Raw genomic sequence first — 13055 nt, forward strand, 5'->3', positions numbered from 1 at the left:
GGATTTCGAGATTTTATCAGTTTTTGGCTGGCAAACAAATCCCGAGATCTCTAAATCCTGAAATTCTGATTTTTGAGATCCAAAGATTCTGATTTGATCTGGTTTTTCGTGTTTAGGCAAATCTCGAAATCTCAAAATCCCGAAATTCTGATTTTTGAGATCCAGGGATTCTGATTTGATCTGGTTTTTCGCGTTTAGGCAAATCCCCAGATCTCAAAATCCCGAAATTCTGATTTTTGAGATCCAGGGATTCTGATTTGATCTGGTTTTTCGTGTTTAGGCAAATCCCGAGATCTCTAAATCCCGAAATCGAAAAATTTCTTATTATGGGTTTATCACAAAAGCGCATCGCTTTTTGGTTACCGCTATTAATGACATTTCTTTTTTCAATAAGCTGTAAAACAAAAAAACAGGACACCTTATTTACGGCACTGCCCTCATCAGCAACCAACATACATTTTATTAACCAGGTGAATGAAACCGATTCTACCCATTCCTTTATCAATGAATTCGGTTATATGGGCGGTGGCGTTGGCATTGGTGATTTTAACAATGACGGACTAAAAGACATTTATTTTACCGGCAATCAGCAAAGCTCAAAGCTGTATCTCAATAAAGGCGATAACCGGTTTGAAGATATTACCACTACTGCAGGTTGCGGCACCAGTACCTGGGCCACAGGGGTAAGCATAGTAGACATCAATAACGATGGCTATGATGATATTTATGTTTGTGTATTTGGGAAGAACCTGCTCGAGCGCGCGCCCAATCTTTTGTTCATCAATCAGCGCAATGGAACGTTCAAAGAACTGGCGGCTGAATACGGGCTCGCAGATACCAGTTACAGCACGCAGGCGGTTTTTGTTGATTACGACAAAGACGGCGACCTGGATATGTACCTCACCAATTATCTGCTCAGCGCAGCCAATGCGAATACGATTTACCCACGCGACAAAAGCGGCCGCTCACTGGCCAATGATAAATTGTACCGCAATGACGGCAGCCCCCTCCCGGCCTCCCCGAGTGGGAGAGAAGCCAGGCATCCTGTATTTACGGATGTAACGCTGGCCGCCAATATCAAGGAAGACGGTTACGGCCTGGGCGTAGTAGTAAGCGATTTTAATAACGATAGCTGGCCCGATATCTACGTGGCCAATGATTTTTTAACGAACGATGTATTGTGGCTGAACAATCAAAATGGCACATTTACCAATTGTATTGCCAGTAGCATGCAGCATCAGAGCTATAGCAGCATGGGCGCGGATGCGGCTGATATAAACAATGACGGCTGGCCGGATGTAATGACACTGGATATGATGCCGGAGCACAACGAACGCCGCAAGTTAACCTGGTCGGTCATGAATTATGAACGTTACCAGGCAGAAAGAGCTTATGGTTACGAGCCGGAGTATATGCGAAATATGCTTCAGTTGAATAATGGCGTGATGAAAGCGGGCGATACCGCCATTCCCTTCTTCAGCGAGATCGGGCAAATGGCGGGCATTTCAAATACCGACTGGAGCTGGAGCGTGCTGATGGCCGATTTCGACAACGATGGCTGGAAAGATCTTCATGTGACCAATGGTATCGGCCGAGATTTTATCAATGCCGATTTCCTGGAGTTCAGTTCAACTGTAATGGGGCGCATAACCGATCTGCAAGAACAACGAAAGCTGATCAATAAAAAGCTGGAATCACTACATCATGTGGAGCTGGGCAACTATTTATACCGGAACAATGGCAACTATACATTTACAGATGTTAGTGAACAGGCGGGGGTAAATGAAGCGTCTATGTCGAATGGCGCGGCCTGGGCCGATCTGGATAATGATGGCGACCTGGACATCGTGGTTAATAACATCAATAAAGAAGCATTTGTACTCATCAATAATACGAATGACAATAAGAAGCCGCCAACGCAACATTTCATTGGTATTGAATTAAAAGGCAAAGGGGCGAACCGGCATGCGTTTGGCGCCAAAGTAAAAGTATATACACAGGGACAGGTGCAGGTACAGGAGCAGAACCCGGTGAGAGGATATTTTTCTACCACAGATACAAAATTGCTGTTTGGTTTGGGCCAGTCTACATATATCGATTCCATTGTTACCATTTGGCCCGACAATAGCTGCCAGGTGTTGCGGCAGGTGACAGTGGATTCGTTATTGGTTATTAAACAACAGCCGGAAGGAGTATGGAATGAACTGGCCTTAAGCGGCCAGCCGGCTGTTTTTTCCGATGTAACACAAGCCGCCAACATGCATTACCGGCATCTGGAAAGTAATTATAATGACTTCGCGGTTCAACGCTTATTGCCGCAGAAATTTTCGCAGTTGGGTCCGTATATAGCGATGGCCGACGTCAACCAGGACGGCCTCACCGATTGTTTTGTAGGTGGGGCCTTTAATTATTCCGGTCGGCTGTTCCTGCAACAACCGAACGGTCAGTTTGTATCCCAGGCCCTCACCGACAGCATTAAAATGGAAGAGGACCAGGATTGTATCTTCCTCGATGCCGACGGCGATGGCGATCCCGATCTGCTGGTGACCAGCGGTAATGTACAGGTAGAAGAAAACTCACCATATAATAGGCCCCGCTTGTACCACAATGATGGAAAAGGACATTTCAAATATCAACCGAATGCTTTTCCTCAGAACATTCGCATCATAGCCGGATGTGTACAGAGCGGCGATTATGATAACGATGGCGATCCCGACCTGTTCATCGGCAGCCGCGTTACCCGTCAATATCCTTTACCGGGCCGCAGCTATATTTTGCAAAACGACAAAGGCGTATTTACCGACGTTACGGCCAACGTGTGCAAAGAGCTGGTTCAACCCGGTATGATCACAGCTGCCGTCTGGACCGACCTCGATAATGATAAACAGACAGACCTGGTGATAGCAGGGGAGTGGATGCCGGTACGGTTCTTCCGCAATGATCGCGGCCGCTTACGGGAAGTGACCGCAGCAACCGGCATCAGTAACCTGAGCGGCATGTGGCGAAGTGTGGCCGCAGCAGATATAGATCACGATGGCGATGTGGACCTGGTAGCGGGCAATCTGGGATTGAACTGCGATTACCAGGTGAGCGACACCACTCCCATGGAATTATATGCGGCTGACCTCGACGGCAATGGAAGTATCGATCCGATTCCCTTTTATTATATTAAAGACCATACAGGCGTTAAACGATTATATCCCGGCATCAACCGGCGGCAGTTTGCCGACCAGGTGCCGGCCATCAAAAAGCAGTTCCTGCACCATGCAGATTATGCGAGGGCTACGTTCGATGATATATTTAAGGGTAAAAAAGACAGTTTGCAGCGTTTTATCTGCACCGAAACGCGTAGCTGCTGGTTTGAAAATCAAGGTGGTGGACGTTTCAGGCAACATTATTTACCGCAAGAAGCGCAATTTGCGCCAGTGAATGCTATATTGTGTGAAGATATTGATGGCGACGGCATGACGGATCTGCTGCTGGCAGGCAATGAATACCAGAATGAAGTGATGACGGGACGCTACGATGCGAGTTATGGCTGCTTTTTAAAGGGGATCACCCGCAGGAGTTTTTTGGCGATACCGCCGGCACAAAGTGGGTTTGTGGTGCGGGGCGATGTGAAGGATATGGCATTAATGAAACTGCGCAATGGAAGCAGGCTGATCGTGATCGGGGTAAATAACGACGCTTTGAAAGTTGTAAAGGTGCGGTAATCGTTTCGCATTTTTGCGTTACGCGTTAAGCGTTCTGCGTTCAGCGTTCTGCGTATATTAAGTAAATATTAAGAACAATGCCCGCCAGGGAAACATAGAAAATTAAATTGATAACTTGCAGGACCAAGTAGCGATTTATTGGAAAATCATTTCTTGCATATCGATAAAGAATTGTTGCAGCGAATAGCTGAGGGAGACCAGGATGCGTTTGCCAGACTGTATATTGCTTTCTATGATAAAGTGTATTCAGTGGCGCTGATGTACCTGAAGGTGCATGAACTGGCGGAAGACAGCACCCAGCAGGTCTTCCTGAAGCTTTGGGAAAAACGCGGCTCGCTGGTGGCGGTGAACGATATGAACGCGTTCATCTTTATTATCGCCCGCAATGAAATATTCAATAACCTGCGCAAAAGCTCCAGGCAGATAACTTACCGGGCGCTTGTAAGCGAACGTTTTCTGCAGGAAACAGGTTCTCCCGAAGAATTGCTGATCCTCAAACAAAGAGCCGGAATGATCGAGCAGGTCATCGGCCGCTTGCCCGAACGCCAGCAGCAGGCTTTCCGCCTTAGCCGGGAAAGCGGCCTGCGGCATAAGGAAATAGCGGGCATTATGAAAGTTTCAGTAACCACTGTGAAAGAACATATTTCCCATGCCTTGCACCATATCAGAACTACCTTAATAGTACATAAGGACGAATTATTACTACTGCTCGTTTATCTACTCTGTCATACCCCCGTTTAGCAACTTCCACTTTTTTAAAAAAAAAATTTATCAGACATACCTACCTTTTTTTAACTACTGTGTCTTTATATAGAAATAGGAACACCTTTTCAATCAAACATGACTATAGAACGGTTCGAACGCTTATTGCAGCAATATCTGTTACAGCAAATGACAGAAGAGGAATTGAAAGAATTTCTCGATGCTGCTGTATTGCCGGAATTTGAACCGGTTCTCAAAGCGGCCCTCGACAGGGACCTGCAATCGACAACAATAGCAGGAAGCAGCGCCGAAGGGCAGGCCGAACAGTCCTTTGAAAGCTTCAGGCAGTTGATGACCGGCCACGACACCGGCCCAGCTCCAAAATACCGCCGGATGCAAACAGGTTTTGCGTGGTTGCGTTATGCGGCCATCCTGATACTGGTAGCTGGTACCGTGATCTGGATGCTGACGAAAAAAGCGCCGGATCAAAATGATCAGCAACCACTGGCGCAGGAAATAACACCTGTAGATATTGCACCGGGTGGCAACAGAGCGCAGCTTACGTTGAGCGATGGTTCTGTGATCCTGTTAGACAGTGCCGTTGACGGCATGCTGGCCCAGCAGGGGAATGCTAAAATTGTAAAGTTGAATAACGGGCAACTGGTTTATGCGCAGAAAGATGAGAAGACCGGTAACCCATTGACCAATGATCCCGTCCGAACGGATCATCCGGGCGGGCATTCTCCATCCTTCAACACATTGACAACGCCCCGCGGCGGACAATACAAACTTACTTTGCCCGATGGTTCAAATGTATGGCTCAACGCTGCATCGAGCATAACCTATCCCACCGCATTCACAGCAAAAGAGAGAGTAGTGACCATTACCGGCGAAGCCTATTTCGAAGTTGCCAAAAATGCAGCACGTCCCTTTATTGTAAAAAAAGGAACTACGAGTGTTACGGTGCTGGGTACGCATTTCAATGTGAATGCGTATGAAGATGAAGCGAATTTGAAAGTGACCCTGCTGGAAGGAAGCGTGAAAGTGAGTTCAGAAGCCGGAAATCGGAAGTGGGAAAATAAAGCTGAACATTCAGCTATATTGAAACCCGGTCAGCAGGCGGTGGTGAAGCCGCACTCGCCGCTGGCTATTAACTACTCGCCCGATATAGATAAAGTAATGGCCTGGAAAAACGGCATCTTTAATTTTCACAGGGCCAGCCTGCAGGAGGTGATGCGGCAATTGTCGCGATGGTACAATGTGGATGTAATTTATGAAAAAGGAATTCCGGCCATGGAATTCGGCGGCGAGATGGGACGCGATCTTACACTCGCGCAGGTGCTGAAAGGTTTTGAGGATATGGAAATTCATTTTAGAATAGAAGCCGGCAACCGGCTGATCGTTATGCCATAGGGAAATTACCCAGCTTATCCTTTTTATTGTTTTATTCTTCACCGATTTTATTGCACTCTTAGCATTAAATGTAAACGCGCATTTATGAAGTTAACTTCATTGTTATTAGTCCTGTTCGGTCTACAGGTAAGCCTCACCGCCAGTCCGCAAACCATTACCTTTTCGGGTAAGGAGGTCAGGCTCGAAAAACTGTTTAACGAGATCAAGTCCCAAACCGGTTACCTGGTGATGTACAATTACAAAATGATCCGTGATGCAAAACCCGTGACCATTGCTGTGCAGAATGAGCCCTTGCCCTCTTTTATGCAGCGGGTGCTGAACAGGCAATCGCTTGATTTCAGCATTCACAACAAGACCATCATTATTAAACGCAAACCGGAACCACCCACCGGTGAGACAAACACCCAGCAGCCAACCCAGCCACTGCCTATCGACGTAAATGGAAAGGTGACCGATGAGAGCGGGGCGCCGCTTTCGGGCGCCACTGTAAAAGTGAAAGGCACCAACCAGGTCACCAGTTCAGACGCCGGAGGCAATTTCAGTCTTAAAAATGTGAAAGAAGGTGCTGTACTGGAAGTGTCTTACATAGGCTTTGTTGCCCGCGAGATCAGGCTCGATGGAAAGAACAGCATGCCGGTGATCACGCTTCAGAAAGAAGAATCAAAAATGAGCGAAGTAGTGGTCATAGGTTATGGATTTCAGAAGAGAAGGGAAGTATCGGCAGCCGTAGCATCCTTCAAACCAACTGAAGAGAACAGCCGCCCGGCCCTCAGTGCCGACCAAATGATCCAGGGCAGAATGCCAGGCGTACAGGTGAGCGCCGGCTCAGGTAGTCCCGGCTCCAGCAACCGCGTGGCCATCCGGGGTATCGGTTCCCTCAGCGCTACCAACGAACCGCTGTATGTGATCGATGGAATTCCGGTGGTGCAGCAGAATGCCGCCCTCATTAACATGGGCGAGAACATGAATCCGCTGGCCCTGCTTAATCCCAATGATATCGAGTCTGTGGAAGTATTGAAAGATGCTGCCTCTGCCGCCATCTATGGATCAAGAGCTACCAATGGCGTCATCATCATTACCACTAAATCAGGCCGCGCCGGTAAATCGAAATTCACTGTTGATTATACCACCGGCATTCAGCAGGTGCCCAATTTGCACAAGGTGAAAATGGCCAGTTCTGAACAATACCTGCAGGTGATCAATGAAGCCATCGACAATTTCAATACACAAAATAATTACCTGCCCGGCAGCACCAATTATATGCTGCGGAAAGAGAATCCGTATCCAGGTTTGCCCGATACAGACTGGATGGACCTGGTGTTACGTACAGCCCGCACACAGAGCGCCGGCTTCTCGGTAACCAGCGGTACTGATAAAACGAAACTGTATATTTCCGGCAACTACCTGAACCAGGAAGGCGCTGTAAAAACACAAAAATTTGAAAGATATACGGGCAAGCTAAACCTGTCGCATAAGCTGAATAACTGGCTGGAATTTGGCGCCAATACCAATTTCAGCTATTCGAAGAACGACCGCGTGCCCGGTTCCAACCTGGGTTCTACCATTATGGCCCGTTCGCTGCCCCAGCGGCCTTTCGACCGGCCTTATAAACCCAATGGAGAATATTATGTGGGCGGAACGGAAGACCTCGTGTACCACAACCCGGTGCAGATCCTGAATGAAGAGAACACCTTCATCAATTCATATCGCATGTTGGGTAACTTTTACGGCAACCTGACCCTTGCCAAAGGACTGGTGTTCAAATCAGCGTTTGGCGCCGATCTTACGTATACGGTAGACAATGTGCACTACAACGAAAAACATCCCTATGGAACCGGCGTGGGCAGTTTAACGGATGCCCGCCGCCTTGCCTCCAACCTGTTATGGGAAAATACCCTGAATTATAACAAGACCTTCGATAAACTCGATTTCGGCGCACTGGCAGGTTATTCTTACCAGAAGCTGAACAACTCTACTTCGTCTATTGAAGGCCGGGGCTTCCCATCACCCGCTTTCGATGTATTGTCGGTAGCTTCTGAAATCACAAATGCTTCTACCGGTCTTTCCGAAAGCGCTTTGTTGTCGCTTTTCGGCAGAACCAATTTCTCCTGGGATGGTAAATACCTGCTGGCACTTTCACTGAGGGCCGATGGTTCTTCAAAATTCGCACCCAATAACCGCTGGGGTTATTTCCCCGCCGTATCTGCGGGTTGGAATATCTCGAATGAGAACTTCTGGAGATGGCAGCATACACAGGCGAAGATCAGGGCCAGCTATGGCGCCACGGGCAACCAGGATGGCATCAGCAGTTATGCCTACCAGGCACAAATGAGCGGTGGCATGAACTATGGCCTCAGCAGCGGTATTGGCGTAACTACCAATGGTAATATGAACCTTACCTGGGAAACCGCGCGCCAGTTCGATGTTGGTATCGACCTCAGCCTGCTGAAAGGCAAACTGAATATCACAGCCGATTACTTCCTGAAGAATACCGACAACCTGTTGTACAGCAAACCTGAGCCGGCTACCAGCGGGTTCACCAGCATCATCAGCAATATAGGCTCTATGCGGAACACCGGATTGGAATTCCTGGTAGGTACCAATCTGAACATCGGTAAAGTACAATGGTCATCCGATTTTAATATCTCGTTTATCAAAAATAAGCTCACCTCACTCATTGGCAATGATGCATTGTTGATCGGCGACAACCGCACCTTGAAAGTAGGCGAGGAGGTAGGCAGCCATTACCTGTATAAACAACTGGGCATTTACCAGGATGATAAAGATGTACCGGAATCTTTCTACAAGAACGGTGTAAGAGCGGGCGACGTTATCTATGAGGATATCGACAATAACGGAGCCATCGATGTCAACGACCGGCAGATCGTGGGTTCTTCCAACCCTGACTTCTTTGGCGGCTGGAACAACAGCTTCCGGTATAAGAATTTCGATCTGAATATCTTCTTCACTTACTCTTCCGGTTCAGAAGTATATGCCAGTTACCGGCTCACCGTGGATCGCCTGGGTAATAATTTCGCCAACATAACTGAAAGAGCAGTGAATGAAAGATGGACAGGACCAGGCACCAGCAACAGCACGCCAAGGGCCATTTACGGTTCTACCTGGAATACCCAGAACTCGTCCCGCTTCATTGAAGACGGATCGTATATCCGCCTGCGCTCACTGAATCTCGGTTACACGTTGCCGGCAAATGTTATTGGCCGGTTGAAGATGACCCGGGTGCGCGTATTTGCACAGGCAGATAACCTGTTCCTGCTTACCAACTACTCGGGCATGGACCCAGAGGTGACCAGCAATTTTGATCCGCAGTTCCTGGGACAGGACAACCTGATCCTTCCGCAACTGCGAGTGATCAACTTTGGCTTGAACATTAGTTTTTAATAGTTAAATCGGAATACAATGAACCGGCTTACATTTATTACAGTTGTTTTTTGTGCGATCGTTTTTACCGGCTGTACCAAACTGGATTTTTATCCCCACTCGGCCGCCTCACCGGATAATGTATCAGAAAAAGACCTGGACCCATTAATGAAAGGTATGTATAATGCGGTGCAGAACTTTCCGGGAAGGGAATCCTACATCATGTACGATTTGGTTGGCGGCAACCTGACCACTGCCTCCGGTGGTAATGTGCTGGCCTTTATTAAAAATATTATGCGCACCGATTATTCCCTCGTAAGGCAGGACTGGAACGGTTATTTCCGCGCTTTGTACCAGGTGAACAATGTGCTGCAGATCATGGAAAGAATGCCTGATACGGACAAAAAGACCCAGGTGGCAGGTGTAGCGCATTTTTTAAGGGCATATATCTATTACAACCTCACTACCCGCTGGGGCGATGTACCGCTGTTAAGGGTCAATACTTCAGAGTTGGTTTCCCGCACGGCACAAGCTGAGATCTGGAAATTCATTGAAGAAGACCTGCTCGCTGCGATGACGCAGGCGCCCGGCTTTATTACCGGACTGAATGGAGATTATTATCTCGCTTCCAGGGAAGCGGCGCAGGCGCTCATGGCTCGCGTGAAACTGGCGCAGGGAAAAAACAGCGAAGCAGCTGAATATGCAGAAAGGCTTATTACGTCAGGTTTGTTCCAGCTCGACCGCTTCGAAAAAATATTCAGGAAGCAGGATAACAAGGAAGTGATTTTTGCTTTTGAAAATTTAACCGAAGAATCGAGTATTACCCTCAGTACTCTATTCTACACTTACGCCCACCCGGTGAAGGGTTCTTATGTGTATAAGCCCACAGACGAGGTGATGAACATGTATGAAGCCGGCGATAACCGCAGGGCCATGTCTATAGACACCTATACCAATCTTGATGTGATCAACAAATACCCCAGCGGCCAGGCAGGCACAGATCCGGTTATCATTATCCGGCTGGCCGAAATGTATCTCATTAGTGCCGAAGCACAGGGCCTCAATGGCCTGAACCGGCTGAACGAATTACGCGCTGCAAGAAATCTGTCTGCCCTCAATCCGTCCTCGGTAGACGAATATCAGCAGGCCGTGGCGCTGGAAAGAAGGCGTGAGCTGTTGGCGGAAGGATTTCGCTGGTACGATCTCGTACGTACCGGTAAAGCCGTGGATGCGTTGGGAATTGAACCATTCCGCACGAAATTCCCTGTTCCTGATTATGAAAGACTGGTGAATGAGAACCTGGGTCAGAATGACGGTTATGTTTTTTAAAGAAAAAAATGAGACACTATGCTGCTGAAAAATTGTAAAGCATTTGCAATAGGATTAACGCTGCTGGGCTTTGTGGCCTGTAAAAAAGACGAGCCGGTTGAAACAATACTCGATAACAACCTGAGCGAAGTATCGAAAGCTTTTTTAGAAAAGACACAACTGGTGGCCCGGGTGTTTACGGATACGGTGATCGAAGTGCACCCGGGTGTACAAAGCACCGAAATACATTACCTGAGCCGGGAAGGTTATTCCATGCGCGTTTTTGTGATGGGGGTGGATATGAAACAGTCCGGAATAGCATTAAGACCCCTTACGCCATTCGGAGGTACAGGGTATGCACGGCAAACCGTTCCCGATATGCTGAAGTATATTCAGGGCCCGAATAGCAAACCACTGTTTGCGACCAATGCCGATTTCTTCAATGGCAATACCGGCGAACCCAGAGGTGTTGTGTATTTGAATGGGCAGGCGGTACGCACGACCATTCCGGCTGCCAGCTGGGGCTATTTCGGCATCAGCAAGACCGGACAGTTGATGCTGGGCGATTCATTGGATTACACGAAAAGAAAAGGCGAGATCCTGCATGCGCTGGGCGGACATCAAAGGCTGGTAAGGAATAAGGTGCTGGAGCCACAAACGGATCAGTCGATAGAGCCGCGCACCTGTGTAGGCTTTACGGCAGACAATATCCTTTATTTTATTGTAGTGGATGGGCGCCGGTTCGATTATTCCAATGGAGCCACTTTTCAAAAACTGGGGCAAATGATGCTGGCCCTGGGCGCTGTGGAAGCCATCAATATTGATGGGGGCGGCTCTTCAACGTATATGATCAACAACCCTCGCGGCAATATCATGCAGATGCGCAACTGGTCATCGGACGGAGCGCCGCGGGCTGTGGCCAATGGATGGAGTATTGTATCAACCAATTAAAAACATCAGATAGTGAACTATATGATCTCAGTTAAAAAATGTCAAAGGCTGTTCCTGCTGCCCGTTTTATTACTGGCAGCCGCCTGCGAAAAAGACAGCGATACCAACAATAAATCTGTGGATCCGGTGATCGTGTCGGTATCGCCGGAAAGTGGAACAGGGGCTACCATCGTGAGCATTTTAGGAAGGAACTTCAGTGCGGTAGCCGATGAGAACAAAGTACAGTTCAATGGACAGGACGCGATCGTGCTGGATGCTAGTAAAGGCGAACTGAAAGTAGTGGCGCCGGCGAACGGACAGACCGGTAAAATAACCATTACGATAGGAGGCATAACCCTCGAGGGGCCCGTGTATACGTATAAGGAGCCGGCAAAGGAATACATCGTTTCTACGGTGGCAGGAAATGGAACTGCCGGCTATAAGGATGGGATCGGCTTTGACGCCCTGTTTGCTGCTCCCGAAGGCGTATGCCTGGATGCGCAGGGAAATATTATTGTAACCGACAGGACCAATAACCGCATCAGGAAAATTGCACCCGACAGAACGGTTACCACCGTGGCTGGCACCGGTGAAAATGCATACGCCGATGGACCCGCAGCGGCGGCCAAATTCAATTTGCCCTGGCGTTCTACCATGGATGCACAGGGAAATATTTATGTGGCCGACCGCGATAACCATAAGGTTCGGAAAATAGCGCCCGATGGAACGGTGAGCACACTGGCAGGAAGTACGGCAGGCTATGCCGATGGACAGGGAACGGCCGCGAAGTTTGACCAGCCGCTGGATGTGGCCGTCGATGGCAGCGGCAACGTGTACGTGGCCGACAACAGGAATCACCGTATCCGGAAGATCACACCTTCAGGAGAGGTTACTACGCTGGCAGGCAGTGCCAGTGGCTTCAAAGACGGCACTGGTGCGGCAGCCGCTTTTGCCAATCCATCAGGGATAGCGGTAGATAAGGATGGTAACATATTGGTGGCCGACCGGGCAAACCACCGCATTAGAAAGATCACACCCGCCGGCGCGGTAACTACGTTGGCAGGCGCCGGCACGATAGGTGCGCTGGACGGAGATGCCGCCGCGGCGAAATTTAACAATCCCTATGGGATAGACGTAAACGCTAATGGCGTGATCGTCGTGGCCGATTTAAACAATAACATGGTGCGCATGATTGAGCAGGGTAAGGTGAGCACACTGGGAGGAACGGTCAGCGGCTTTACCGATGGGCTTGGCTCGGCTGCGCGTTTTAGCTCACCGGTGGATGTGGTGATCGATGGAAACGGTACGGTGTATGTGGCGGATCTGGGCAATAACCGGGTGAGGAAAATAGAACCGATGTAATAAAAGGGCCTTTTTAATCATGTATTCTGTTGACGGCGAGTATGGTTGTGGCCATAAATAGTGATTTTCTGAAGGTTATGGCCATAACCTGCTGGAAATAGTTTAATTCGACAGGAAAAAATATCGATAAAAAACCTATTTTTGCGCTCCCGATGAAAGTCGGGAGGTGTGTTTTGAACCGGTAAGCAATTATTGGTTCAAAATAGGACCGGTAGCTCAGCTGGATAGAGCAGCTGCCTTCAAACT

7 protein-coding genes are annotated in these 13055 nt (G+C 48.5%); all 7 read left to right on the top strand.

Translation table 11 applies throughout. The features are described 5' to 3' along the window. Window positions 1-326: 326 nt before the first annotated feature. The 7 genes from JUB15_RS03515 (at window position 327) to JUB15_RS03545 (ending at window position 12809) form a co-directional block, all read left to right on the top strand. Complete coding sequence (locus JUB15_RS03515; RefSeq protein WP_207510929.1) at window positions 327-3713, top strand: VCBS repeat-containing protein; 3387 nt, start codon at window positions 327-329, stop codon at window positions 3711-3713. Between the two features lie 138 nt (window positions 3714-3851). Beyond that, window positions 3852-4454, top strand: a complete 603-nt coding sequence (locus JUB15_RS03520) for an RNA polymerase sigma factor (RefSeq protein WP_207510930.1) — start codon at window positions 3852-3854, stop codon at window positions 4452-4454. A gap of 99 nt (window positions 4455-4553) precedes the next feature. Further along, window positions 4554-5828, top strand: a complete 1275-nt coding sequence (locus JUB15_RS03525; RefSeq protein ID WP_207510931.1) for a FecR family protein — start codon at window positions 4554-4556, stop codon at window positions 5826-5828. 84 nt (window positions 5829-5912) lie between these two features. Further along, window positions 5913-9230: a SusC/RagA family TonB-linked outer membrane protein gene (locus tag JUB15_RS03530; RefSeq protein WP_207510932.1), complete on the top strand. Its 3318-nt coding sequence runs from the start codon at window positions 5913-5915 to the stop codon at window positions 9228-9230. An 18-nt stretch (window positions 9231-9248) separates the two neighbouring features. Then, window positions 9249-10538: a RagB/SusD family nutrient uptake outer membrane protein gene (locus tag JUB15_RS03535; RefSeq protein ID WP_207510933.1), complete on the top strand. Its 1290-nt coding sequence runs from the start codon at window positions 9249-9251 to the stop codon at window positions 10536-10538. A gap of 18 nt (window positions 10539-10556) precedes the next feature. Further along, window positions 10557-11468 (top strand): phosphodiester glycosidase family protein, encoded by a 912-nt coding sequence (locus JUB15_RS03540; protein WP_207510934.1) that lies wholly within the window; start codon window positions 10557-10559, stop codon window positions 11466-11468. A 21-nt stretch (window positions 11469-11489) separates the two neighbouring features. Then, window positions 11490-12809: an IPT/TIG domain-containing protein gene (locus JUB15_RS03545; protein WP_242696197.1), complete on the top strand. Its 1320-nt coding sequence runs from the start codon at window positions 11490-11492 to the stop codon at window positions 12807-12809. The last annotated feature ends 246 nt before the right edge of the window (window positions 12810-13055 follow it).

The sequence above is a fragment of the Longitalea luteola genome (assembly GCF_017356035.1).
In the GTDB taxonomy this organism is placed as follows: domain Bacteria; phylum Bacteroidota; class Bacteroidia; order Chitinophagales; family Chitinophagaceae; genus Niastella; species Niastella luteola.

Bases quoted from the DNA above. Each gene is read 5' to 3' on its own strand.
- JUB15_RS03515 (WP_207510929.1), top strand. From the start codon at position 327: ATGGGTTTATCACAAAAGCGCATCGCTTTTTGGTTACCGCTATTAATG.
- JUB15_RS03525 (WP_207510931.1), top strand. From the start codon at position 4,554: ATGACTATAGAACGGTTCGAACGCTTATTGCAGCAATATCTGTTACAG.
- JUB15_RS03530 (WP_207510932.1), top strand. From the start codon at position 5,913: ATGAAGTTAACTTCATTGTTATTAGTCCTGTTCGGTCTACAGGTAAGC.
- JUB15_RS03535 (WP_207510933.1), top strand. From the start codon at position 9,249: ATGAACCGGCTTACATTTATTACAGTTGTTTTTTGTGCGATCGTTTTT.
- JUB15_RS03540 (WP_207510934.1), top strand. From the start codon at position 10,557: ATGCTGCTGAAAAATTGTAAAGCATTTGCAATAGGATTAACGCTGCTG.
- JUB15_RS03545 (WP_242696197.1), top strand. From the start codon at position 11,490: ATGATCTCAGTTAAAAAATGTCAAAGGCTGTTCCTGCTGCCCGTTTTA.